The following is a 21613-nucleotide window of genomic DNA, read 5'->3' on the forward strand; positions in this document are numbered from 1 at the left end:
CTGCCCGGAAGGTGAAACGGCCGCGAAAGCAATGCTCGCGGCCGTCCGTTTTCTTTGGCACCTCTTCAGGCAACGCGGTTGTCTCTGCTCTCAGCTCGCGGCTCGCTCGCCACAAGCTGCCCACCGCCTACTTGCCCAGCGCCTGCGTAATCTGGTCGACGATATCCTGCTGCGACTTCAATCCGGAGGCCGTCAGGTAGAGCTTGGCGGAGTCGAGATAGACGACGTGGCCGTCTTTCCAGGCCTTCGTCTGGCGCACCAGTTCGTTGTCGAGCAAGGCCGCTGCCGGCTGCCCCTGCTGGCCGATGGCCGCATCGCGATCGACGACGTAGATCCAATCCGGGTTTGTCTCGAGAATGTACTCGTAGGACACGGCCTGGCCATGGGTCGCTACCTGCAGCTTCGGGTCGGCCGGCTTGATGCCGAAGACCTCATGCAGCGCGCCGAAACGCGAACCCGGACCGTAGGCGCTGATCTTGCCGCCGGTCGTCAGCAGAATGAGGCCGGTGCCCTTCTCGGCAGCGAGGCTGCGCAGCGCCACGATCGATGCGTCGAGCTTCTCGATGTTCGCCTTGATCTCCGCGTCCTTGCCGAAGATCTCACCCAGGATTGCCGCATTCTTCTTGACGCTGCCGATCAGGTCGTTGTCGTCGGAGGTCAAGTCGATCGTCGGGGCGATCTTGGCAACATCGGCATACTTCGCCTGCGAGCGGCCGCCGACGATGACCAGGTTCGGCTCCGCCGCGTTGATTGCTTCGTAGTCCGGCTCAAACAGCGTGCCGATCTTCGCATAGCTATCCGCCTTGTACTTTTCGAGCGACGGCGGAATGGCGGCTCCGGGAACGCCAGCGACCGGAACACCGAGCATGTCCAGCGTTTCGAGCATGCCGAAGTCATAGACCAGAACGGTCTTCGGATTTCTCTCCACCTCGGTAACGCCGCTGCTGTGTTCGACCTTCAGCGTTTCGGCCATGGCGGCCGTAGCGCTGCAGATCATCAGTGCCGCCGCGACAACCGCACTGCGCAAACCATTAGAAAGTGGAGATACATTCATGATTTTTTCCCTCATGTTTTCTTGATCGTCCTAGCGCGATTTTTCGGTGAGGGCAATGCGCACGTCCCGCTTGCTTTAAACGGCGTACAAAACTTGACGAACGCGATCATATATATGACTAAGGCGTGCCTTCGCCCGGATAGCGCCTGGCGACGGTAATCTCCCTGTGGCCTCCAGCAGTGGCCTCAAGAACCGAGCGAGGCAAGCGAAGACGTTGGCAAATGCAACGAAGCGGCGGAGTAAGCGCGGACGATGAAGCCGACCTTGATTGCCATCCCCGTCATCCTGCTGCTTGCGGCCGTCAGTGTCCTGACCGGTGTCGGCAACCTCGCCTCCGCCGACGGTGGCCGCGGCTGGCTGCTGGTCGTCGAAAGCCGCTTGCCGCGCACGCTTGCCCTGATGCTCGCAGGTGCCGGCCTTGCCGTCTCGGGCACGATCATGCAGATGCTGGCACGCAACCGCTTCGTCGAGCCGTCGACGGCCGGAACCGCAGAATCGGCGGCACTTGGCATGCTCATCGCCATGCTGGTCGCGCCCAACCTGCCCGTCGCCGGCAAGATGGCTTTCGCAGCGTTGACGGCGCTTGCCGGAACCGCCCTGTTCCTTCAGATCCTGCGGCGCGTCCCCTTGCGTTCGGCGCTGATGGTGCCACTCGTCGGCCTCATGCTCGGCGGCGTCATCAACGCCACCGCCACCTTCATCGCCTATCGCTACGACCTGATGCAGTCGATGGGCGCCTGGATATCCGGTGATTTTTCAGGCGTGCTGCGCGGGCGCTACGAGCTGCTGTGGATCGGTCTCGCCCTGACCCTGCTTGCCTATGTGACTGCTGCCCGCTTTACCGTCATCGGCATGGGCGAGGCGATCGCCCGCAATGTCGGGCTCGACTACGACAAAGTGGTCACGCTCGGGCTGGCGATCGTCTCGATGGTCACCGCAACCGTGGTCGCGACCGTTGGCATGATCCCGTTCCTCGGCCTGGTGGTGCCCAACATCGTCAGCCTTCTGATCGGCGACAATCTCAGGCGCACATTGCCGGTCATCGCCGTTTGCGGCGCCGGCCTGGTGCTCGCCTGCGACATCGTCGGGCGGGTGGTGATCGCCCCCTACGAGGTTCCCGTCGGCACCGTCATGGGCGTGATCGGCAGCTTCGTCTTCTTGTACCTTTTGCTTTCGAGGCGATCCCATGCAGGCTGACGCCAGGACGTTCTCACCATCGACGATCCTGCTCGCCTGTGCGGCCCTCGCACTGGTGTCGATGATCGCCTTCATGACCCTTGGCGCCAAGGGCAGCTGGTCCTTCCTCCTCTCCTTTCGCGGCGCGAAGCTCGCCGGCATGGTGCTCGTAGCCTATGCGATCGCCGTCTCCACGGTGCTGTTCCAGACCATCTCGGGCAATCGCATCCTGACGCCATCGATCATCGGCTTTGACGCGATGTACGCGCTGCTGCAGACGATCATGGTATTTTTCCTGGGCGCGGCAGGTGCTGTCGCCGTCGATCCGCGGCTGCAGTTCATCATCGAAACCGCGGCGATGGTCGGCTTCTCGTTGCTTCTGTTTCGCGCCCTCTTTTCCGGCGCCAGTCGCAGCCTGCACCTGCTGATGCTGGTTGGCATCATCCTGGGCGGCCTGTTCCGCAGCCTTTCCTCCTTCCTGCAGCGCATTCTCGATCCCAACGATTTCGTCGTCCTGCAGGACCGGTTGTTTGCGAGTTTCAACAGCGTTGATGCCAGTTTGCTCGGCATCGCCAGCGTCACTGCCCTTGCGGTGACCTTGGTGCTTTGGCGGCTTTCGCCGACCTTCGACGTGCTTGCGCTCGGGCGCGAAGCAGCGATCGGGCTCGGCGTCGACCATCAGCGCGTCGTCACCCTTCTTCTGGTGCTGATCGCCGTGCTTGTATCGGTCTCGACCGCGCTCGTGGGGCCGGTCACCTTCTTCGGCCTGCTGGTTGCAAGCCTCGCCTGGCAACTGACGCCGACCGCCAGCCACCGCTTCGTGCTGCCGATTGCCGTTTGCATTGCGATCACCACGCTCGTCGGCGGCCAGGTCATCCTTGAACGGCTGTTTGCCTTCAACACCGCGCTCAGCATCGTCATCGAATTCTTCGGTGGTCTCGTCTTCATCTTCCTGCTTGTCAAAGGCTCCGCCCGATGATCGAAATCCGAGAGGTAACCAAATCCTATGGCGGCCACCCGGTTGTCGACCGGGTGTCACTGACACTGCCGTCCGGCGGCTTGACCTCGATCATCGGCCCGAATGGCGCCGGCAAGTCGACCTTGCTGTCGATCGTCAGCCGGCTGATGACGATGGATGCCGGCAAGGTGCTGGTGGATGGTCTCGATGTCAGCCGGACGGCCGGCGACGTGCTTGCCCGCCGGCTCTCGATCATGCGCCAGGACAACCACATCAGTGCCCGCCTCAGCGTGCGCGACCTCGTCGCCTTCGGCCGCTACCCCTATTCCAAGGGGAGACTGACGGCAGCGGACGCCGATCACATCGACCGCTCGATCGCCTATCTCGGGCTTGACCCCTACCAGAACCGCTTTCTCGACGAACTCTCGGGCGGCCAGCGCCAGCGTGCCTTCATCGCCATGGTGCTCTGCCAGGACACCGATTACATGCTGTTCGACGAGCCGCTCAACAATCTCGACATCAAGCATGCGGTCGAAACGATGAAGCTCCTGCGCCGGCTTGCCGACGATTTCGCCAAGACCGTTGTCGTGGTGCTGCACGACATCAACTTTGCCTCCGCCTATTCCGACCGCATCGTCGCGATGCAGCGTGGGCGGCTCGCCTTCCAGGGAACGCCCGAAGACATGATCGTGCCTGCCCGGTTGCAGGCGATATTCGACGTCGACTGCCGCGTACACGCCGTGGGCGATACGCGGCTCGTCAACTATTTCGAATAACGCAAGCGGCGCCGCGCAGGGCCTCCCTGCCGATCCGGGCGGCATCGACGGCCCGGTCCTCGTCCGTGACTGACGAGAACCGATTCAGCCGCCGGGCGAGCCTGGTGTTGAGGTCATCCATCACGGTGAACATGACCGGCACGAAGACGAGGCTCAGCATCGTCGAGGTGATCAAGCCACCGATCACGGCAATCGCCATCGGCGCCCGGAAGGACGCATCTGCGCCAACCCCGATCGCGGCGGGAACCATGCCGGCCACCATGGCGATGGTGGTCATGATGATCGGCCGGGCGCGGGTAACACCTGCGGTCAGCAATGCCGTTCGCCGGTCGGCCCCGTCGTTGCGGCACTCGATCGCATGGTCGACGAGCAGGATCGAGTTCTTGCACACGATCCCCATCAACATGAGGATGCCGATCGTCGAGGAGAGATCGAGCGAGGCGCCGAACAGCAGCAAGGCGAGCGCCGCCCCACCGATCGACAGTGGCAAGGCAACCAGGATGGTGACCGGCTGCAGGAAGTCCTTGAACAAAAGCACCAGGACTGCCGCCACCATCAGGATGCCGGCAAGCAGCGCCAGGCCGAAGTTGCGGAACATTTCCGACATATACTCCGCCTCGCCGTAGTTGGCCTGCGAAACCCCGGTCGGAAGCTCGGTCATCGCCGGCAAAGCCGAGATCGCCTCGAACGCCGTCCCGAGCGTGACGCCGTTGAGGTTCGCTTCCACCGCGATCAGCCGCTTGCGGTCGAGACGTTCGACGCTACTTTCCTCCGCCCCGAAGGAAATATCGGCGACCGACGTCAGTGGCACCACGGTGCCCGCATTGGTGCCGACCCTCAGGTTGCGAAGGGCGTCGAAATCGCCGCGTGCCGACTGATCCAGCATAACCCGGATCGGCACCTGACGGTTGCCGAGGTTGAACCTCGCCGAATTGCTCTCGCTGTCGCCCATCGTGGCGATGCGGGCAACTGTTCCGATCGATGTCACCGAGACGCCGAGCCGTGCCGCCTCGTCGAAGCGCGGCTTGACCAGGAGTTCCGGCGAAAGCAGCGGCTCGGTCGATTGCACATTGACCAGTCCTGGAAGGGCGCTCATCTCCTTTTCAAGCCGACGAACCGACGCCATCAGCGTCTCCGGATCATCACCCGTCAGGTAGATCGACAGATCCTTCGCGCCCTCGACCGAGGCAAACGTCGCCTGGATGTCAGGCGTCGCCATCAAAAGCGGCCGTAGGGACAGTTCGAAGGACTTGCGGTCGAGCCCGCGCTGCTCGCGCGGCTTGAGCTTGATGCGCAAGGAGACTTCGTTGAGGCTTTCCGCCGTCGCCAGGATGCTTTTGACCTCCGCCCGCGTCTTGATCTGCGCCACCAGGTCTTCGGAGATGCGGGTCGTCTCTTCGAGCCTCGTGCCCGGCGGCAGGGTGATCTTGAGCTGCGAGACATTGCTGTCGCTCGTCGGCAGGAAGCCGGTCGGCAGCATGGTGAGGAGCGCAATCGAGGCGATGAAGATCAGGGCGACCAGGGATAGTGCGGTCTTGCTGTGATCGAGCGTCCAGCCGAGCAGGCGACGATAACCATCGGCGATGCGAGACGGCCTGGAGGAATGGCTGTCACCGGTTCGCGGCCTCAGCAGGTAGGCCGCCATCAATGGCGTCAGCAGGCGCGCCACCAGCAGAGAAAACAGCACCGCGATCGCGACGGTCAGTCCGAACTGCTTGAAGTACTGCCCGACGGCGCCGCCGATGAAGCTGACCGGCGCAAACACTGCGACGATCGTCAGCGTTGTTGCGACGATCGCAAGGCCGATCGCATCCGCCGCGTCGATCGCGGCGATGAAGGGGCGCTTGCCCATCTCGATATGGCGCTCGATGTTTTCGATCTCGACGATCGCATCATCGACGAGGATGCCGATCACCAGCGTCAGCGCCAAGAGGCTGATGCCGTTGAGCGTGAAGCCGAGCAGGTCCATCACCGCAAAGGTTGGCAGGATGGAAAGTGGCATGGCCAATGCGGAGATCAGGGTTGCCCGCCAGTTGCGCAGGAACGCAAAAACGACGACGACGGTCAGCAGCGCACCCTCGATAAGGGCGGTCACGGCCGCATCGTAGCTTTCCTGCGTGTATTCGACGAGCGAGATCAGCTCGCTGAACTCGACACCAGGCATGCGCGCACGAATTTCCCTCAGCCGGTCGGCGACGGCACCGGCGACGACGGTATCGCTCGCCCCCTTGCTTCGAGCGATTGAGAAACTGACGACAGGTTCGCCGTCGACCTGGGCAAAGTTGCGTGGCTCGGAGGACGTGTCCTCGACCGTCGCGATATCGGAGAGCTGCACCCAGCGGCCACGCGACAACGGGATCGCGAGCCGTGCGAGTTCCTCAACCGAGGCGGCACTGCCAACCGTACGGATCGATTGCTCGCGCCCGCCGATTTCGCCGCGGCCGCTCGGGATGTTGGTGTTGATTTCGCGCAGCGCCGCGTTCACCTGGTCCGCGGTCACCCCCAGTGCCAGCAGGCGCTCGGGATCGAGCGAAACCCGGACCTCGCGGTTGACGCCGCCAAGACGCTGAACCTTCTGCACGCCGGGCAGCGTCAGAAGTTCGCTGTTGACCGTATCATCGACGAACCACGACAATTCCACTTCCGACATGTCGGGAGCGCGCACGGCGTAGTAGACGATGGCGCTGCCATCGACATCGACGCGCGAGACGATCGGTTCCTGAATGGACTGCGGCAGGTCGGCGCGGATCTGGGCTACGGCCTCGCGCACGTCGTTGGCCGCACGGTCCGGATCGGTGCCGATCTTGAACTCCACCGTGGTCGTCGACAGGCCATTGGTGATGGTCGAGCGCATGTGGCTGACGCCGACAAGGCCAGCGACGACCCCTTCGACGCGGCGTGTCACCTGCGTCTCCATTTCTGCCGGCTGAGCGCTCGGCTGGGTGATCGCAACCGTCACGATCGGAAAAGAGACACTCGGATTGGCATTGACCGGCAGTCGCAGAAACGAGGCGATCCCCATCAGCGTGAGGACGACGAAAAGCACGATCGTCGGGACGGGCTTGCGGATCGCCCAGGCAGAAATGTTGCTGGTCATTGGGGTGCGCCCGTCTGCGCCGGCGCAAGCTCCTTGGCCGTCACCGTCTCGCCTTCGCGAAGCGATACGCCGGCCTTGAGAACGACACGGTCGCCAGTGGCAAGACCGGATACGATCTCGACCTTGCCACCCTCGCGCATGCCGGGTGTGACCACCCTGCGCTCAGCCTTGCCGGCATCGACGACGAAGACGGAAACCGTGCCATCGACGGACCCGAAAACCAGCGCCGAATTGTCGACCATGATCGCCTTGCGTTCGGCAACCACGACCGTCGCCCGACCGAAGGTCCCGGAAAAAGGCGGCCGATTGGTTTCGAGCGTGATCTGTGCGGAGCCGAGCCGGGTTTCACGGTCGATTTTCGGATTGATCACCCGCACCCGCCCGTCGATCCAGTCGCTCCTTCCGGAGAGCTTGACCCTGACGGGCTGGCCGACCGCAAGCAGCGGCAGCTCGCTTTCCGGAACCTCGGCGGCAAACTCGATCTCGCCATCGCGGATGAGCTTGACCAGCGGATCGGAACCGGCAAGCGCACCGGCGCGGGCAAGCCGCTCGGAGACGATTCCCGCCGCGGGGGCAAGGATCACGGCCCGCTCGAGTTTGCGGCGCGCCTCGGCCTCGAGCGCTTCCGCCTGTTCGTAGTCGGCCCGAGCGACCTTGACCGCCTGCTCCGCAATCGCCACGGCAGAGATGCGTTCCTCAAGGATGGTTTCCGCCTGGAGATGACGCAATTGCCGTGCACGGGTGAGCTTCTTCTGTTCCTGAGCGACGGTTTCGGCCTCCCGCGCCATCGTTGCCCCGGCGCGTGCCACGCGGCCCTCTGCCTCGCGCAGCAGGTTTTTGAGCATGTCGGTTTCCAGCCGCGCGATCACCTGCCCGACGGCAACCCGCTCGCCGATCTCGACCTCGACCTTTGCGATCCGCTGATCAGTCAGGGTCGTTCCAACTGCAATTTCCTCGCGGGCGACGAAGATGCCGGCGAAGGAGCGCGTCCATTGCTGCGGTCGGCTGTCGGCGACGAGCGTCGAGACCGTGCGGGTCAAGGGAGCGGCGGGCACCGATGCTTCGGCCTGGTCGGAGGCGCGCGCCGCGCCGACACCGGTGGCAAGCGCGAAGACCGCAGCAAGAACGATGTTCAACTCAACAGTGCGTCTCATTTCATTTGCTTTCCATTGGGGCGGGCCGAACCAAATGCTGCCGGCGCCCGAGGTCGGGTGATGCTTCAATTAATAAATTGATCAGTCGATCTAATAATTAATTTCGATAAACGCGTCAATTGTGAGGCAATTCACATACGAGCATTGCGGGAAGACGGCGGACATCCTGTCGGCAGGCGACCTTGACACCAGCCAGCCACCCAACGAAATTTGAGTGCTCGGTCTAATAATGAAGAAGCAGGCAAGGAACTCTCGAGATGCGCAAGGTCGACCCTGAAAAGCACGCCGCAAAACGTCGACTGATCCTCGATGCGGCGATCGCCTGTTTCGCGCGCAAGGGCTTCCACGGAACCTCGACGGCCGAAATCTGCGCCGAGGCGGGTATGAGCCCGGGCAATCTCTTCCATTACTTTCCGACCAAGCAAAGCATCATTGCGGCGATCGTGGAGGAGGAACGTCAAGAAACGGCGGAGATCTTCCGAAAACTGGGTGAAGCGCAGGACCTGTTTGCGGCGCTGCTCGGTTTCATGGACACGGTGCTGGAACTTGCCGGCGACCCCGTCTATTCGAGCATCGCGCTCGAAATCGCCGCTGAGGCGATGCGCGACGAACGGATCGGCGAACTCGCAGCCATCAACGATACGGAGCTTCAGACCGCATTGGCGACGCTGCTTCGGAGCGCTGGCGCCCGCAATCAGATCGATCCGACGCTGAATGCAGATGGTGCCGCCCGCTGGATCGCCGCGATCATCGACGGCGTCTTCAGCCGGGTGGCAGTCGACCCCGGCTTCAAGCCGAAGGAAGAAGGCGCGATGTTGCGGCTGCTCCTTACCCGCTTTCTCCAGCCACGCGACTGAAGCTTCAGGAATGCAAAGACCGCAGCGAAGCCGCGCTGCGGTCCTGGTCAAGCCTTCGGTGGGCGGCTCAAGAGGCGATCAGTCTCAGGCGTGCTTCTGGATGATGCCGTAGACGATGTTCTTGTTGGCGCCATAGAAGACGCGCGCATCGATGGCCGCCTTGCCGGCGCTCTTATGGATGATGTTCCACATGTCGGCCTCGGAGCGCAACAAGAGCGCCCAGTTCATGAACGTCTCCATGTAGCCATCGACACCGATGTCCTGGGCAAAGTTAGCAAAGAGGAAGACGCCGTTCGGCTTCAGCATCTGCAGGCAGCGATGGGTGAGCTTGATGGCCACCTTGTCGGCCAGGTAGTCGTAGAGACCGGCAGCATAGATGAAATCGAACTTGCCGAGTTTCTGGTCCCGGCCAAGCAGGCTGCGAACGGACCCATCCACGGCCTCGATGCAGGTGCCGTTGAAGTCGCGGCTGATCGATCCGACGCTGAGAGGATCCTGGTCGAGCGCCACCCATCGCTTGATCCGGCGTTGTTCAAGCGCCACGGAGCGATTGGCTTCGCGCAGGTGTCCGGCCGCAATCGTCAGGATCTCAGCTTCGCCGCCGCGACCCGAGGCGATCTCGTCGACGTGACGCGTCAGCAGGTCGCGACGCTCGCGCACCGCCACCGACGAGGATGCGTCCTTGGTGTAGTCGTAAAGCGCGCGTCCGATCGGCGACGCCCGCTCGATCTCCTTGGCAATGCTCGCATGGCCATAGATGAAGTCGAGCAACTGCGCGTCGCCCGAATAACCTCTGGGTTTTTCGGAAGACCACCGCGTGAACGGATCCTGCAGAAAGTATTCCGCGACCGGATGGGCCTGGGCGATGGCGATCAAATCCTGCCAGACGCTTGGATTAAACTTGGCGCGGGTTTCGTGAAGGGCGGCGGCAAGCCGGTCGATGATCTTTGCCGGATCCGTGCCCTGCAGGAACTGCTCCTGGGCAATTCTGAGAATCAAGGCAAGCTCGGCCTTTCCAGCCGAGAGGTGTTCGTCATGCCGTTCGCCTCTGGGCGAAACGAATTCATCGGCCATAGCCTTGGGTGTAATGAGGCTTTGACCATCAAAAGCCGTCTGAAATTGGCGCACGCGAGACCATCCGTTAAAGGTTTGTTAACAATGGTCGCGAAGATGCGCGCATTACGGCTCGGATTGCAAGTTTTTGTATATAATAAGGTAAATTCTCGTGCTTCCTCCCTTTGGGGTATGTCTAATCCTAGGCATTCCAGCCCTTTAATTTAACAAAACTTAATGGACACCTCCTATCATCCCACCCCGCACCACCCGCCCCTGTTGCAGGCGTAATGCGGGCGGCAAGCATGGAGTGTCCGAAACAGCGTCCATTGATGGAAAAGCGACCAATTTCCGTTGACCGTGACGAAACTCGATGGATCAGTGCATGAAGCACACGTTGGCCGACGTAGTTGACATCGACCTGCACAAGCAGCCGCACAGGCCGCATTTGGCTGAGCTTCAGACGCTCTATCGGATGGAGGGCGAGGCTGGCCGTCGCGCTGCGACAAGGCAGGGCCTGTGGGTGGCCGTCGCCGTGTACCTGCTCTTTTTCATTCCCGATATCCTGCTCATTCCCGACGTTGCGTTCTACACGATCCTGTCGCGCCTCGTTGTCGGCATCGGCGCGCTCTTGACGTTCGAAATCCTGTTTCGGCTGAAAGCCCGGACCAAGTGGCTCGACGGCACCTGTGCCGCAGCTCTCGTCGTCGGCTACATCGGCTGGCTCGTCCCCGCCATGACGACCGCGGACACGGGCAGCATGTCCTACTACATGATCTTCGGTGCCATCTTCATGATGGGCGCCAATCTCTTCTTCAGCTTTCGATTCCGTCTCTCGGTGGTCGCCTCCAGCATCGTGCTGATGACGTTCTTCATCGCTCTGACTTTCTTTTCCGAGCACGATCCCTCCTTCCTGATCGCCTTCGGAACCTTTTACCTCTCCTGTTTCGTGTTCACGTCCTATGTAAACTGGAAGCTCAACCGCGAGCGCTACAAGGTTTTCCTCAACGCATTCGAAGCGAAAATCCAGCAGAACGAGGCTTCCGAGCGCGGCATGGCGCTGCTTCGGCTATCCAATACCGACCCGTTGACCGGGCTCGATAATCGTCGTGCGATCGACCAGCAGCTGCGCGACTACTGGAACGACTGGCAGAAGCACGGCAAGAACTTCACCGCCATGCTGATCGACGTCGATTTCTTCAAGAAGTACAACGATTGTTACGGTCACCAGGAGGGCGACCGCTGCCTCGTGTTGGTGGCCAATGCGCTGGGCGAGGCCATCAAGGACTATAACGGCTCGATCGGCCGCTACGGCGGCGAAGAGTTCATCGTTCTTGCGCGCCTGGATACGCGCGAGCAGGCGGCCGAGCTCGCCGAGATCATCTGCCGCACGGTCGAGGACATGCGGCTGGTGCACGAGCAGCGGCGGGACGGCGTGTCCGTCGTCACCGTCAGCGTCGGTGCAGCCTTCACCCGCAACCAGACCGGTGCAAAGCTCGAGAAGATCATTCACGAGGCCGATCGCGCGCTCTATGCAGCGAAAGCGAGTGGGAGAAACTGCGCAAAGCTGTTCGATCCGAACGATCCGCAAAGCAGCGACGAGAGCGAGAACATCGCCGCGCTCTTGAAGATCGCCGTCGACCAGAACCTGGTGTCGCTCGTCTATCAGCCGATCACGAACGTCACGACCGGGGAGGTCGATGCCGTCGAAGCCCTGATGCGCCTGAAAATGCTGGATGGCACATCGGTTCCGCCAAGCCTCTTCATTCCGGTGGCCGAGCGTACGGGTGCCATTCTCGATCTCGGTCGCTGGGCGATCAAGACCGCGTGTCACGAACTGCTCATCGACAACCACATCCCGCTCGTCAGCGTCAATGTCTCGCCGATCCAGCTGAAGACCCCCGGCTTTGCCACATCCGTCGCTGCGATTCTCGGGGAGACCGGCGTCGCCGGCAGCCGTCTCGCCTTCGAGATCACCGAAGGGCTCGAGATGGAAATGCACTCGGGCATCCTGCGCTGCATCAGTGACCTGGAAACCTTGGGCATCCGGATCTGGCTCGATGACTTCGGCACGGGCTTCGCCGGCCTGTCGTGGCTCCGCCTCATCGATTTTGACACGGTGAAGATCGACCGGTCGTTCCTGCACGATTGCGCAACTCCGAAGGGCCGCGCGATGCTGCAGGACATCATCGGACTGGTGCGCAACCGTGGCCACAAGATTTTGGTCGAGGGCGTCGAGACCGATGAGCAACTGGCGCTGATGCGGCGCTTCCGGATTGACCATGTTCAAGGTTTTCATGTCGGTCGACCGGCACCTGCCGAAGCCCTGCGCACGCACAAGGACGCGCCACGCATTCCGGTGCGCAGTATCGCCCGGTCCTAGCGTATCCCGCTCGCCTTGCCGAAGCGCCCCCGGTTTTGTGAACCTATCTCAGGTCCGCTCCACCTCGGCCTAGCCAAGCTCCTCAAGTGCTGCGGCAAGCGTGTCAAGGTCGGCGGCATAGAAACCAGCCGCATTGATGCAGTTGGTTTCGAGCAGTTTCAGCCCCAGTTCCGTCCGGCAGATATCGATGACGAAGGCGGGGGAATAGCCGGGGTTGATATCGACCATCTGCTGGGCAAAGGCGAGGGCATCGTCATCAATCTCGCGACGATGAACGACCCGCGCTCCGTCCTTGTAGAGCGAATAGGTGACGATGCGGCCGCCGACCGCCCAAAGCCGCCATTCTCGAAGGATGCGAACAGGCTCCGTCAGCATCAGCAGAGTATCGTGACGCAGCGACCCCGGCGGGATCTCTTCTTCTTCGAGTGCAAGAACCGCCCTCGCCATGCGAATGATCTCGCCCGACGATTGGACATTGCCGGGTTCCTCCTTGCTGTCGTCGACCGGCCGCAAGAACCAATCCCTCCCGTCGTCCGGCAGACAGCCGGGCACATCGCGAAGCCTCAGGAAAAGGGCGTCAGCACCATTGAGCAGATGCGGATGCCAGGCGTGTTCGTGAACGAAAGGGCGAAGCTTCAGCACCCCCGGCCTATAGCCACGCTCCTTGGCCGTCCGCCACAAGGCGTAGGAGCCGAAAAGGATGACCGATTGCGGCTCGGCGATATCAGGCTCGGGAGCAAGCGCGCCGACAAATGGCACGACCTTGTGCCATGTGTAGGAAATCTGCAGCCGGTCAAGCGCTTCGGCGAGCCTCCTCGTGTCCTCGAAATCCTGGAGAAGCCATTGCATCGCGCTGCAGAACCTTCTTGCAGTTGTGGGTGCAGCAATAGTCCTGTTTAACTCGGCGTTGTCCAGTCGGATTCGATTACGCCTGCTCCGCCCCCGAAAACAGATAGTAGTCCGAAGTGGGCTCACTAATATGGGTTGCACATCAGCCGGTTAGGGACGTAGGATACGGGAGCTTACAGTGCCGCCGGATACAATCCCACATTGTGCCCATGGAGGCGCGCGATGGCAACCGTGGACCAGAACGACGTCGGAACCGAACGGACCTGTGCTGCTCCGAGCGATGCAGAAGTTCTCACACAGCTCGATCGGATCCGCCGCAGCGCCGAGTTCGATGCACCCGACCGCGACCGCAAGTTCCTCGCCTACGTCGTTGAGGAAACGCTGGCCGGTCGAGGCGAACGCATAAAGGCCTATTCGATAGCGACCGAGGTATTCGGCCGGGATTCCTCCTTCGATCCACAAACCGATCCAGCGGTCAGGATCGAAGCCGGTCGTATTCGTCGCGCGCTGGAACGTTACTATCTCGTCGCAGGGCGGGCTGACCCCATCGTGATCAGCATCCCCAAAGGCGCCTACGTGCCGACCTTCAAGAGGCGCGTCGACGCCCCACCCCAGCCGGAGGCGCACGCCACTGCAACCGTCGAACCGGAGTCGTCCACTCCGCGCTTTTCGCGTCAAATTTGGATCGGCGCGGCAGCCATTCTGTGTGTCGCCGGCGGGCTCGTTGCACATGCTTTTTTCGTCGCCATGTCAGACGACACCATCATCGGCCACGCCCCGCCCAAAATTCCACGGCTGGTCGTCAAACCCTTCGAAGATCTCTCAGGGACCCCGCAATCAGCAATGATGCTGCGCGGCCTCACCGACGAGGTGGTCAGCAACATCGCCAAGTTCAAGGAGATCGTCGTCGTCACGAGCGAAAGCGCGGATGACCAGCGACCGGCGGACGGCGGCCCCACCTTCGCGCTCGAGGCCCGGGTCCGGCTGGATGGCGACCGGCTTCGCCTGGGCGTCAGGCTCATTCAGCGCTCGGACGGATCGGTGGTTTGGGCCAACACCTATGACGAGCGCCTGAGGGCGCGCGACATGATCGATCTGCAGGCAGAGACAGCCGGAGTAGTGGCGAATGCCGTGGCACGGCCGCATGGCGCCGTCTTCCAGGCAAGTGCCCGGGAGTTCAAGCACGCCGTTGCCGCCGAATGGCGGGCCTATGCCTGTACCCTGACCTATTATGACCACCGCGACGACTTCAGCCCGCAAGGTCATGCCTTCGTTCAGGATTGCCTGCAACGCACCGTCAGGCAGTTCCCGACCTATGCAACGGCCTGGGCGCTGTTGTCGATGACCTATGTCGATGCATTCCGCTACCAACTTGAGCACGCGTCATCGGCAACGTTGGACCGCGCAGCAGAAGCTGCTGCCCGGGCGGAGAAACTGGATCCCCAGGACACTCGCGCCCTCGAGGCGCAGATGCTCACGCTCTTTTTCCAAGGCGAAATTGATGCCGCCCTGGCGGTCGGCGCCCGCGCCCGTGCGATCAATCCCAATGACACAGATCTTTCAGGCGAGTACGGCTTGCGCCTCGCCTTGTCGGGTCAATGGGACCCGGGCTGCCGGCTTGTCGATGAAACTGTTGCACGCAATCCCGGCCCGGCCGGATATTTCGAAGCGGCGCGTGCGGTCTGTTCCTATTTCAGCGGCGACTATGTTGCCGCCGAGCGTTGGGTACGCGTCGCCGGCCTTCATGCCAATCCGCTTGATCGCGTGCTGCTGCTGGCAATTCTCGGCAAGCTCGGAAAGACCGAGCAAGCGAAGCAGCAACGCAACTGGCTCGAAGCAAACACCCCCGGCCTGCTCGACAATATCCCCCGGGATGCCCTCCTCCAGCTTCGTCGCCCCGAAGACCAGAAGCAATGGCTGGACGGTCTACGCAAAGCCGGCATCCCCATAGCCGAAGCAGCGTATGAACAGGCGCGCAGCGCCAGTTCATACGCTGATTGACTCGCTTTGCGCCTACTGCGGCGGCGATGTTTGCGGCGTCTCGGGCGAGGATGTGGGCGCAGCATCGGCCCGCATCCAGACCATCAACAGGTCGTGTACGACGCTGAGGACGATCGGCCCCAGAAAAAGGCCGATGAGACCATAGGAAAGCGTGCCGCCGAGCACCCCCAGCAGGATGATCAGCGTCGGTGTCGAAAGCCCGCGCGCCACCAGGATGGGCTTCATGACGTTGTCGATGACGAAGAGCGGGATCAACAACAGTGTAAGCAACAGTGCCGGTCCGAAATCCATCGTCACCCAGGCCCAGATGATCACCGGCAGCAGAACCAGCGCGGGGCCGATCTGAATGATGCAGAGAATGAGCACGATAAAGGCGATCGCTCCTGGGGCGGGCACGTTGAAAAAACTGAGCACCAGGGCGCAGAGGAACGCCTGTAGCAACGCCACGCCGATGACGCCCCGCGCCACGTTGCGGATCGTCGCCGTCGCCAGACGCAAGAAACCGACACCCCTTTCGCCGCCGATCCTGTTGGCCAACCGCTGCGCCATCTGCGCGAGCTTTTCGGCCGAGCCGAAGAGGAACCCGGCGATGAGCACGGAAACCACGAAGCTCAGCACTTCGGCGCCGATGCTGGCAACCTTGCCAAGTACCTTGCTGCCCGCCTGCATCAGCGCGGGTTCGAGCTTGCTCAAGAGCGCCTCGAGATTGCCCGATGCCATGCTCCAGGCCGCATGCACCCGTTCGCCGATGACAGGCCAGTCCCGAACGCCTCGCGGCGGCTCCGGTATGGCCAGCGAGCCGTCGCCAAGCCTTGCAAGCAGCGCCTGGATGCCTTCGGCAAAACTGATGGCAAAGGCGGCGAGCGGCGCGACAATGACAGCGAGACAGACGATGGTGATCAAAAACGCTGCCAGGCGCCGCGAGCCGATGATGGCACCAAGTCGGGCATAGGCGGGAAAAAGCGCCACCGCAAGGATGGCCGCCCACAGGAGAATGATCGCAAATGGCGCAATCAGCGTCAGCGCCCAATAGGCCAGCAGCCCAACGATACCGATCCTGGCGATATCGGTGATCTTCGCTTCAATGGAGACTGGTCCGGCGGATCCCTCGCGGGGCGCACTCGTTCGGGAAGGATCATCATCCATGTTCGCCCCCCATTGACGCTGGAACCACGACGCACGGCCGACAGTGATCAGGAAGCAAAGCAGCCGGCAACCACGCGGCAGTAACATACAGTAGCATACGCCTTTCGGCCTTTCCCATCGGCCGGCCTCCCCTAGAGATACTGTGAGAGGATTGGCAGCAGGCGCTCAAGGACTGCAGCACGATCGACCAGTGATTGCAGGATAGCCGGCAATAGCAGGATAGAAAGCGTCGACAGGGGGCTGACACGCACGCTTGTTCCCAAGCGCCCGCGCGGACCACCCAACATCCAAGGGAGGCTGGATAGATGATCAGGAAAACGATCATCGCGCTCGGCAGCGCAATGACGATTCTGGTGTCAACGCCCATCACGGCCGCATTGGCCCAGCAGACGGCCGCAGCACCGGCCGCCCAGGAGCAGACGGCACCCGAACCGCTCAGCGACGACGAGCTTGAGGTTTTGGTCGCCCGCATTGCACTCTACCCGGACGAGTTGGTGGCCCTGATTTCCGCGGCAGCACTCTTTCCGCTGCAGATCGTCGAAGCGGAGCGCTTCCTCGAGGCCCGCGAGAAGAAGCCCGACATGCAGCCGAAGACCGACTGGGACGGCAGCGTCGTTTCGCTGCTGAACTATCCCCAGATCGTCAAGATGATGAGCGAGGACCTCGAATGGACACAGTCCTTCGGAGACGCGATCGCCAATCAACAGAAGGATGTGCTCATCGCCATCCAGCAATTGCGCGACGAGGCGGTTGCCAAGAACATCATCAAGACCGACGACAAGGTGAAGGTGGTGCAGGAGGGCGACAATGTCGTCATCCAGGCGGCAAATCCCGAAACGATCTATGTGCCGCAGTATCCGCCGGAAATGCTGTACGAGCCGGACTATGCACCGGCGCCGATCGGCTACTACGAGGAGCCTTACCCGGCCTATTGGTATCCGGGCGCTGCCTTCTTTGCCGGCGCGGTGACAGGCGCGGTCTTCGGCGCCGTCGTCGACTGGGACGATTGGGGTGTCTGGGGCGGGAACTGGGGTGGCGACGTCGATATCGATTGCGACAAGTGCTTCAACAACATCGATTTCGACGGCAAGCTCAAGATGAGCGACATCGATTGGAAAAATGTCGACCGGAGCAAGCTGAATATCGACCGCGACCAGCTTCAGAAGTTCGACCGCACCAACCTCAAGAACAGCATCAAGGCCAACGGCAACAACAACCTGCGCAACCGCGCAGCCGCCATCAACCGTGATCGCCCGAACGCACGGCCGGGTGGCGCCGGCGCCGGCCAGATCCGGGATGTGCGCAAGAGCACGCTCGACGGCTTGAAGGCGCAGCAACGACCGGCGGCCCGGCCGGGTGGCGGAGGCGGCGGCCAGGCGATCGCCAATGCGCGGGCCGGCGGCGGCAAGCCGAGCATCAATCGCCCTTCCGGCGGCAACAAGCCTTCGCAACTGAACCGTTCCGGCGGCAAGAAGAAGATGGCCGCCAAGGCAGAGAACAGACCGAGGAAGCCCTCCGGCCTTGGCAACGTCAATCACGGGCGCCGCGAAATGGCGTCGTCGCGCCGGGGTGGACATAGCATGGGCGGCGGACATCGCGGCGGCGGACGGCCGCAGGTGAGCCGCGGTGGCGGCAGGCCGCAGATGCACCGCGGCGGCGGTGGTGGACGCGGCGGCGGCGGCGGTCGCAGGCGCTGACGGGATCAAGGGGAGAACGACCATGACCAAGCTCTTCAATCCGCTTCTCCTGGGAACGGCGCTGGCACTCGTCACGCTGTCGACGACCGGCGCCTTCTCACAGACACAACCGGCGGCAGACCAGCCGCTAGCGACCCAAATGCCGGCGGATATCGACGTCTATGCGGCGGAAGAAGACCCGCCGGAGTTCGACGATCCGGCCAAGGCGGTGGACGAGTTCAAGGCGAAGCTCGCTGCCAACGACTTCGATGGCCTGGCGAAACTGTTGGGTCTCAAGGCCGAACAGCTCAAGAGCAGCGAAGGCGTGATGGACACCTTCGCCCTCATTCGCGAAGGCGCGGCCCGCAACGTCGTCGTGCGCGATCTGGAGGGACGCAAGATCATCCAGATCGGCGACAGACTCTGGCCCTTGCCTTTCCCGATCACCAAGGGCGAGGATGGCAAGTGGGCGTTCGACACCTATGTCGGGCTTGAAGAGATCGTCAATCGACGCGTCGGCGAGAATGAGCTCGAGGCCATCGAGACCGTACAGGCCTATGTCGACGCGCAGAAGGAGTATGCTTCGCAGGACCGCGACGCCGACGGCGTGCTCGAATATGCCCAGAAGCTGATCAGCACGCCGGGCCAGACCGACGGGCTTTACTGGCCCGCCGACCAGGGTGACGGAGAAAGCCCGGTTGGCGATGCCATCAGCGAGGCGGCGCTGGAGAAGGCGAAGGCCGGCGAAGGTTATTTCGGCTACCGCTTCCGTATCCTGACGTCGCAAGGCGACAACATCGCCGGCGGCCGCTACGACTATATCATAAACGACAACATGATCGGCGGCTTTGCACTGATCGCCTGGCCGGTCTCCTATGCCGAGACAGGCGTGAAGACCTTCGTCGTCAACCAGCAGGGCATCGTCTATGAGCGGGACCTCGGGCAAAGCACCGAGGCGATCGTGCCCTTCATCGACCGCTTCGATCCGGACGACAAGTGGACGGTCGTTCAGGATTAGCTGCGGAACGTCCAGCACCGCCTTGCACGCCGGAGGCCCCCTTAGCGGGGGCCTTTCCTTTCAGTGGCCCCCCTCCGAAGATCCGCTGCGGCGAGTTGATCTTGCCGGCAATTTCCCGATAGACGTGCCGCGTGATCTTGTTGCCGTTTCGGACGGACAGGAATTTCATGCAAGAAACTGTTCAACGCCGTTGCTGGCGACTGTCCCTTGAGACGGCATGACCGATGGTCACACACACGCCGCTGCCGCCGAATGCGCTCGGCAACTGGCTCGCGAACTTCATGCAATCCAAGATGTTTGGGATAGCGGCCTTTGCGGCAATGGCGGCCATCGACGGGTCGGCAAATGCCAGCACATTTGATTGCAATTTTCCGGCGCTTGAGCGGGTGATCATCGCCACGGGCAAACCGAAGTCGATCACCGTCTATGGCGAGAAAAAACCCGCCTGGTCCTATGACGAGATTGACCTGCCACGGGTAATTTCCTCCAGATTGGATTAGAGTCCGGCCCATTAAAGGACGGACGCATGAAGAAGCAGAGATTTACGGAAGAGCAGATTATTGCGGTGCTGAAGGAGCAGGAGGCTGGCGCGAAGGTGGCCGACCTCTGCCGGAAGCACGGAATTTCAGAAGCAACGTTTTATAATTGGAAAGCCAAATACGGCGGCATGGAAGTCTCCGAGGCGAAGCGGCTGAAGGCGCTTGAGGACGAGAACGCGAGGCTGAAGAAGCTCCTGGCCGAACAGATGCTGGATGCAGCCGCACTTCGCGAACTTCTTGCAAAAAAATGGTAGGGCCTGCCGCCAAGCGTGAAGCCGTCACGCATCTGAAGGCCGTGATGGTCCTCTCGGAGCGGCGGGCCTGCCAGATCATATCCGCCGACCGCAAGACGATCCGTTATCGGTCAAGTCGACCGCCGGAGGTAGAATTGCGCGCGAAGCTGCGCGACCTCGCCAATGAGCGACGGCGTTTCGGCTACCGGCGACTGTTCGTCCTGCTTCGGCGGGACGGAGAGCTGTCCGGCGTCAATCGCATCTACCGGCTCTATCGCGAGGAAGGACTTTCCGTTCGCAAGCGAAAGGCCCGGCGGCGCGCTGTCGGCACGCGTGCACCGATCCTGGTCGAGGCGAAGGCCAATGCCCGCTGGTCGCTGGATTTCGTCCACGACCAGTTCGCCTGCGGCAGACGATTCCGGGTCCTCAATGTCGTTGATGACGTGACGCGCGAATGCTTGGCAGCGATCCCGGACACGTCTATCTCTGGGCGTCGCGTGGCGCGGGAACTGACGACGCTCATCGAACGGCGTGGCAGGCCCGGAATGATTGTCTCCGACAACGGCACTGAACTCACGTCGAATGCCATCCTCGCCTGGTCGAAGGATCACAAGGTCGAGTGGCACTACATCGCGCCGGGAAAGCCGATGCAGAACGGCTATGTCGAGAGTTTCAATGGTCGGATGCGCGACGAGTTGCTCAACGAGAGCCTGTTCTTCGGCCTCGATCATGCCCGCAGCGCCATTGCTGAGTGGGCGGACGATTACAACCATTTCCGGCCGCACTCATCGCTCGGATACAAGACCCCGGTAGACTTTGCCGGGACCCTCGCCGCAACCGGCTCCAACGCTGCGCAAGATGAAAGCTTCGCGTTTCCGCCGGTTGCTCACACCGCGCCACTTGGCGTATTCAAAACCGCCGGGGCTCTAGTCGCCGCAGGATGAAAGTTCAGTGGCAGGTCAGGTCCCGAAGCCGGAACTTTGGAGATAATAGATGGCAACTTTTGACGAGATTGCCGCATTGCGAGGCGTTTCGGAGATCGATTCAATTTTGCAGCGTGTTTCAGCTCTTTCGCTGTACGATTCAGTCTATGAGATTTATCGATCGAGGTTCACGCTAGCCCGTCACGAGTTGAGCGCGGGTATTACAGACCCTCGGCCATATGTCTTCCAAGAGAGCCCGCTATTCTGCTGGATGAAGTTCGCAAATCCAGAAGCTGCAGACGATGCCATCGTCGGCGCGTATGAAACGACACGCCAAATGGAACGGGCGTATGATCGGTGTGCAGAAGAGGTTACAGAGCAAGTGGACACACAGGTTCCTGTATCGACGAGAATGTCGATGGTAGTCGACCTTTTGTGGAGCAGATTTCCGATGTTCAGCAAGACGACAATCGAAAGGGTCAATTACGAGTGGTTCCTTGGAAACCGCTGAGGCACGGAATTCTCGTCCACCTTGCGGCCTTGACCGGACGGTTACCCAGAGCTAGTGGTCCGGCCTTTTCGTTGATCCCCTTAGACGTCAAAAGCCCGCTGGATTTCTCCAAGCGGGCTTTTTGTATTTGGTAATTTGGTTGCGGGGGCAGGATTTGAACCTGCGGCCTTCAGGTTATGAGCCTGACGAGCTACCGGGCTGCTCCACCC

The 21613-nt window shown here is 61.7% G+C and carries 17 protein-coding genes; 11 read left to right on the top strand and 6 right to left on the bottom strand.

What is annotated here, in order from left to right; all coding sequences use genetic code 11:
* Positions 1-127: 127 nt before the first annotated feature.
* Positions 128-997 carry a siderophore ABC transporter substrate-binding protein gene (locus tag MKZ91_RS26785; protein ID WP_336174079.1) on the bottom strand — a complete coding sequence of 290 codons (870 nt, stop codon included), beginning with the start codon at positions 995-997 and terminating at the stop codon, positions 128-130.
* A gap of 309 nt (positions 998-1306) precedes the next feature.
* On the opposite strand from MKZ91_RS26785, the gene MKZ91_RS26790 reads away from it, so the two are divergent.
* Genes MKZ91_RS26790 through MKZ91_RS26800 form a run of 3 tightly spaced genes read left to right on the top strand, consistent with a single transcriptional unit; the run spans position 1307 to position 3964 of the window.
* The gene (locus MKZ91_RS26790; protein WP_336174080.1) at positions 1307-2251 is read left to right on the top strand and encodes an ABC transporter permease; all 945 of its coding nucleotides are present in this window, start codon (positions 1307-1309) and stop codon (positions 2249-2251) included.
* Positions 2241-3209, top strand: a complete 969-nt coding sequence (locus MKZ91_RS26795; protein WP_336174081.1) for an iron chelate uptake ABC transporter family permease subunit — start codon at positions 2241-2243, stop codon at positions 3207-3209. The genes MKZ91_RS26790 and MKZ91_RS26795 overlap by 11 nt, the downstream gene beginning before the upstream one ends.
* Positions 3206-3964, top strand: coding sequence for an iron ABC transporter ATP-binding protein (locus tag MKZ91_RS26800; protein ID WP_336174082.1), 759 nt, complete (start codon positions 3206-3208; stop codon positions 3962-3964). Before MKZ91_RS26795 ends, MKZ91_RS26800 begins: the two co-directional genes overlap by 4 nt.
* Here MKZ91_RS26800 and MKZ91_RS26805 read toward each other — a convergent pair.
* A complete protein-coding gene (locus MKZ91_RS26805) occupies positions 3948-7061 on the bottom strand; it encodes an efflux RND transporter permease subunit (protein ID WP_336174083.1) in 3114 nt (1037 codons plus the stop codon). The genes MKZ91_RS26800 and MKZ91_RS26805 overlap by 17 nt on opposite strands.
* Entirely contained in the window at positions 7058-8215 is a 1158-nt protein-coding gene (locus MKZ91_RS26810; protein ID WP_336174084.1) for an efflux RND transporter periplasmic adaptor subunit, read from the bottom strand. The genes MKZ91_RS26805 and MKZ91_RS26810 overlap by 4 nt, the downstream gene beginning before the upstream one ends.
* Before the next feature lie 257 nt (positions 8216-8472).
* Here MKZ91_RS26810 and MKZ91_RS26815 point away from each other — a divergent pair, with 257 nt between their 5' ends.
* On the top strand, positions 8473-9072 hold the full coding sequence (locus MKZ91_RS26815; RefSeq protein WP_336174085.1) for a TetR/AcrR family transcriptional regulator: 600 nt from the start codon (positions 8473-8475) through the stop codon (positions 9070-9072).
* 84 nt (positions 9073-9156) lie between these two features.
* Here MKZ91_RS26815 and MKZ91_RS26820 read toward each other — a convergent pair whose 3' ends face one another.
* Positions 9157-10200, bottom strand: coding sequence for a class I SAM-dependent methyltransferase (locus MKZ91_RS26820; protein WP_336174086.1), 1044 nt, complete (start codon positions 10198-10200; stop codon positions 9157-9159).
* A gap of 310 nt (positions 10201-10510) precedes the next feature.
* Between MKZ91_RS26820 and MKZ91_RS26825 the strand changes: the two genes are divergently transcribed.
* On the top strand, positions 10511-12508 hold the full coding sequence (locus tag MKZ91_RS26825; RefSeq protein ID WP_336174087.1) for a putative bifunctional diguanylate cyclase/phosphodiesterase: 1998 nt from the start codon (positions 10511-10513) through the stop codon (positions 12506-12508).
* 69 nt (positions 12509-12577) lie between these two features.
* Here MKZ91_RS26825 and MKZ91_RS26830 read toward each other — a convergent pair whose 3' ends face one another.
* Positions 12578-13357, bottom strand: a complete 780-nt coding sequence (locus MKZ91_RS26830) for an ATP-grasp domain-containing protein (RefSeq protein WP_336174088.1) — start codon at positions 13355-13357, stop codon at positions 12578-12580.
* A 222-nt stretch (positions 13358-13579) separates the two neighbouring features.
* Between MKZ91_RS26830 and MKZ91_RS26835 the strand changes: the two genes are divergently transcribed.
* Positions 13580-15358: a tetratricopeptide repeat protein gene (locus MKZ91_RS26835; RefSeq protein ID WP_336174089.1), complete on the top strand. Its 1779-nt coding sequence runs from the start codon at positions 13580-13582 to the stop codon at positions 15356-15358.
* Positions 15359-15370: 12 nt separating this feature from the next.
* On the opposite strand, the gene MKZ91_RS26840 is transcribed toward MKZ91_RS26835, so the two are convergent.
* Complete coding sequence (locus MKZ91_RS26840) at positions 15371-16504, bottom strand: AI-2E family transporter (RefSeq protein WP_336174090.1); 1134 nt, start codon at positions 16502-16504, stop codon at positions 15371-15373.
* A gap of 305 nt (positions 16505-16809) precedes the next feature.
* Between MKZ91_RS26840 and MKZ91_RS26845 the strand changes: the two genes are divergently transcribed.
* From MKZ91_RS26845 to MKZ91_RS26865, 5 genes are all read left to right on the top strand, one after another.
* The gene (locus MKZ91_RS26845; RefSeq protein ID WP_336174091.1) at positions 16810-18201 is read left to right on the top strand and encodes a DUF3300 domain-containing protein; all 1392 of its coding nucleotides are present in this window, start codon (positions 16810-16812) and stop codon (positions 18199-18201) included.
* A 22-nt stretch (positions 18202-18223) separates the two neighbouring features.
* Entirely contained in the window at positions 18224-19198 is a 975-nt protein-coding gene (locus tag MKZ91_RS26850; RefSeq protein WP_336174092.1) for a DUF2950 domain-containing protein, read from the top strand.
* Positions 19199-19479: 281 nt separating this feature from the next.
* Entirely contained in the window at positions 19480-19698 is a 219-nt protein-coding gene (locus MKZ91_RS26855) for a hypothetical protein (protein ID WP_336174093.1), read from the top strand.
* A 26-nt stretch (positions 19699-19724) separates the two neighbouring features.
* Positions 19725-20914 (top strand): IS3 family transposase gene (locus MKZ91_RS26860; protein ID WP_336174094.1). Its coding sequence is split into 2 segments (ribosomal slippage): positions 19725-19977 and positions 19977-20914, totalling 1191 coding nucleotides; the frame shifts between segments, so codons are not numbered across the junction.
* Positions 20915-20963: 49 nt separating this feature from the next.
* A complete protein-coding gene (locus MKZ91_RS26865; RefSeq protein ID WP_336174095.1) occupies positions 20964-21404 on the top strand; it encodes a hypothetical protein in 441 nt (146 codons plus the stop codon).
* Positions 21405-21613: the final 209 nt, after the last annotated feature.

Source organism: Ensifer sp. MJa1 (genome assembly GCF_037026475.1).
GTDB lineage: Bacteria > Pseudomonadota > Alphaproteobacteria > Rhizobiales > Rhizobiaceae > Ensifer.

Bases quoted from the DNA above. Each gene is read 5' to 3' on its own strand.
- MKZ91_RS26785 (WP_336174079.1), bottom strand. From the start codon at position 997: ATGATCTGCAGCGCTACGGCCGCCATGGCCGAAACGCTGAAGGTCGAA.
- MKZ91_RS26790 (WP_336174080.1), top strand. From the start codon at position 1,307: ATGAAGCCGACCTTGATTGCCATCCCCGTCATCCTGCTGCTTGCGGCC.
- MKZ91_RS26795 (WP_336174081.1), top strand. From the start codon at position 2,241: ATGCAGGCTGACGCCAGGACGTTCTCACCATCGACGATCCTGCTCGCC.
- MKZ91_RS26800 (WP_336174082.1), top strand. From the start codon at position 3,206: ATGATCGAAATCCGAGAGGTAACCAAATCCTATGGCGGCCACCCGGTT.
- MKZ91_RS26805 (WP_336174083.1), bottom strand. From the start codon at position 7,061: ATGACCAGCAACATTTCTGCCTGGGCGATCCGCAAGCCCGTCCCGACG.
- MKZ91_RS26810 (WP_336174084.1), bottom strand. From the start codon at position 8,215: ATGAGACGCACTGTTGAGTTGAACATCGTTCTTGCTGCGGTCTTCGCG.
- MKZ91_RS26815 (WP_336174085.1), top strand. From the start codon at position 8,473: ATGCGCAAGGTCGACCCTGAAAAGCACGCCGCAAAACGTCGACTGATC.
- MKZ91_RS26825 (WP_336174087.1), top strand. From the start codon at position 10,511: ATGAAGCACACGTTGGCCGACGTAGTTGACATCGACCTGCACAAGCAG.
- MKZ91_RS26830 (WP_336174088.1), bottom strand. From the start codon at position 13,357: ATGCAATGGCTTCTCCAGGATTTCGAGGACACGAGGAGGCTCGCCGAA.
- MKZ91_RS26835 (WP_336174089.1), top strand. From the start codon at position 13,580: ATGGCAACCGTGGACCAGAACGACGTCGGAACCGAACGGACCTGTGCT.
- MKZ91_RS26840 (WP_336174090.1), bottom strand. From the start codon at position 16,504: ATGGATGATGATCCTTCCCGAACGAGTGCGCCCCGCGAGGGATCCGCC.
- MKZ91_RS26845 (WP_336174091.1), top strand. From the start codon at position 16,810: ATGATCAGGAAAACGATCATCGCGCTCGGCAGCGCAATGACGATTCTG.
- MKZ91_RS26850 (WP_336174092.1), top strand. From the start codon at position 18,224: ATGACCAAGCTCTTCAATCCGCTTCTCCTGGGAACGGCGCTGGCACTC.
- MKZ91_RS26855 (WP_336174093.1), top strand. From the start codon at position 19,480: ATGCAATCCAAGATGTTTGGGATAGCGGCCTTTGCGGCAATGGCGGCC.
- MKZ91_RS26865 (WP_336174095.1), top strand. From the start codon at position 20,964: ATGGCAACTTTTGACGAGATTGCCGCATTGCGAGGCGTTTCGGAGATC.